The following is a 2,403-nucleotide window of genomic DNA, read 5'->3' as shown; positions in this document are numbered from 1 at the left end:
CCTGCCCTTTCCCCACAAACATCAACCGCTCCTGCCAGCGTGCAGCGCATAGCCTTCGCACATCGCTTGGAGTCGAGCATGACCGTGCCACATCGCTTGGTGGCCGGGTGGTGGGTCTCTGGGGCGGGCGAGATGGCCGCCCAGGCGAGCTACGAGGCCGACGGCATCGCCGAGCAGGACGGGTCGTTCGATGCCTTTTTTTTTGCCCATGCCTGCAACACCTCGATCTCGAGCTCGGAGAACAGCACCTGCGCGGGAAGCTCGGGGGTCTGCCGACCGAGCAGCGTCAGCAGCATGATGCGCCAGGCGATGACCAGATTGAAGGCGATGGCGCGCTTCAGGCGCGTGGCGGTCTTGTGCTGCAGCGCCTCGATGCGGCAGCCCGTCTTGAGCACGCGATGCCAGTCCTCGATGCGCCAGCGCAGGCAGTACCAGCGCAGGCACTCACAGGCTTGCTCGACGGTCGTGATCGCGCGCGTGCTCAGCAAGAACCACTCGATGCGCTGGCCCTGCGCTGGCGCTGGCGTCTCGCGCACGTGCACCACCCACAGACGCAGCGCGGCCTTGCCGGCGTGATGCTTGGGGGCGCTCAGCTCGACCTCGCGGTAGCGCAGCTGCACCTGAGCCATGCGCTGGGGGTGGCCTGCGCGCGGCTGCTGCCTGCTCTTCTTGGGCCGGCTGCTCTGTCGTGGCACGGCGATGCCCAGCCGGCTCTTGACGGGGCTGCTGCGCACCTGCTCGAACAGGCTGCGTTGCTCGGCGAGGATGCGGTCGTGCCGGGCGCGCACCAGCAGATCGACCTTGCTGCCGGCCTTGCCGGGCTGGCGGTGCTGGTCGAACAGCTCGAAGAAGTCGGCCTCGCGGTCCATCACGCTGACCACACGGGTGGCGGGCATCTGCGCGGCGGCTTGCTCGCACTGGCGCAGCCCGTGGATCCAGTCGAAGGTCTTCTTCTGCTCGATCGGGATGGCGTGGCCGGGCCACTGGTCTTCGGCGCTGCGCGGCTGCGGCGCCTGGCAATACGCGTCCAACACGCCCAGCGGCACACCGTCGGCGGTGAGCGCCAGGGTCGAGTGCAGGTGCAGGCCCATGCTGCGCGCGCCGGTCTGGTTGGTGCCCAGCGGGCCCAGGCCCTCGCACTGAGCCAGGCTGCTGTAGTTCAGCTCGGTGCCGTCCTGAACGCACAGCACCAGCGGCTGCGCCATCATGCGCTGCAAGGTGCGCTGGCGGTGCGGCGCGAGCATCGAGCGCATGCTCACATCCTCTTGGGCATCGGGCAGCCCGATGAGGCGGTAGTACGCCTTGACGGCCGCCACGTCGCCGTTGGCGGCGCCGCAGAAGGCGCGGCCCGGCTGCAGGCCCAGCGCGCGTGCGCACTGCACCAGCCGGCGCCCCAGGCGCAGGTCGCCCAGCTCGGCGCCGCCGAACTCGTGCTGCGCCCAATGCGGGCCCTCCAAGCCCTCGCCGGGGTGCAGCGGCTGGGGCACGCGCGGCTCGCTCACGCCCATGCGAGCGCGCCAGTCGGCCGCCAGCGCATAGACGTAGATCGCCTTGACGGACTTGGCCTTCTCGTGCGCGCGGTCCTGGCGGCCGCGCCCCTGGCTGTGGCCCACGGCCACCCAGTTGGCCGCCCGGTAGCAGGTGCCCAGGAACTGTTCGGTGTCCACGAAGCTCTCCAGCAGCCAGGGCGTGTAGCCGTACTGCGCCTGGTAGTCGGCGGCCACGATGCGACAGGCCATGCCCAGCACGCGCGAGGCCAGGTTGTGGCAGCGCACCGAGGGGCGAATCAGAAAGCGCGCCATGCCCACCACGCGATGCAGATGCTCGCGCCGGGTGGCCGCGTCCCAGCCGATCCAGCGGTCGCGATCGGCCAGGCTCAGCGCCGCAGCGGCCAAGCCCAGGCCGCCGAGCCAGCCGTGGTCCGAGGCAATGAGATAGCGCATCTGCGCCCCCACCAGCGGCCCGGCACCTTGCGGGTGCTCGGCATTCATCAGCTCGTTCCACAGCTGCAACTGCTCCCGGCCAGACACCCGCACCAGCCTCAGGCCCCGAACATCGCCGGCCAGCGCAGGCACCTCCTGCGGCGCAGGCACCGGCGCGCCCAGGCAGCGAGCAGACCCGCGCTGGCCGGGGCGACGACCGCTTGGGCCGGCTGCAGGCAGCACGAAATGACCGGCGCGCTCGAGCTCGCGCAGAGCCTTGATGCAGCCGGCAGTCTGCGCACGGCCGCGCGCATCGACAAAGCCGAAGCGCGTGCACGCAGCACGCGCCAGCGCCGAGCGGCTGACGTGCGCACCCTCGCCCAGCAGCCGCCGAATCGCCTCAATCGACTCGGGAGTTGCTAACGTGCGCTTGATCTGGTGCTGTCGTTCCATTCCTCAGCGTAGAGGAACGCGAAAGAAA

At 70.2% G+C, this 2,403-nt stretch carries 1 protein-coding gene; it reads right to left on the bottom strand.

Going from position 1 to position 2,403, the window contains the following annotated elements; translation table 11 throughout:
* Nucleotides 1–149: 149 nt before the first annotated feature.
* Complete coding sequence (locus ACOVRJ_RS11740; protein WP_422044035.1) at nucleotides 150–2,375, bottom strand: IS4 family transposase; 2,226 nt, start codon at nucleotides 2,373–2,375, stop codon at nucleotides 150–152.
* Nucleotides 2,376–2,403 lie beyond the last annotated feature (28 nt).

This window comes from Roseateles sp., assembly GCF_049240545.1.
Lineage (GTDB): Bacteria > Pseudomonadota > Gammaproteobacteria > Burkholderiales > Burkholderiaceae_C > Paucibacter_A.
The sequence above is the reverse complement of the archived record's forward strand: the minus strand, read 5'-3'. Positions and strand labels throughout refer to the sequence as shown.

Excerpts from the sequence above, each read along its gene's own strand:
- ACOVRJ_RS11740 (WP_422044035.1), bottom strand. The coding sequence starts at position 2,375 with ATGGAACGACAGCACCAGATCAAGCGCACGTTAGCAACTCCCGAGTCG.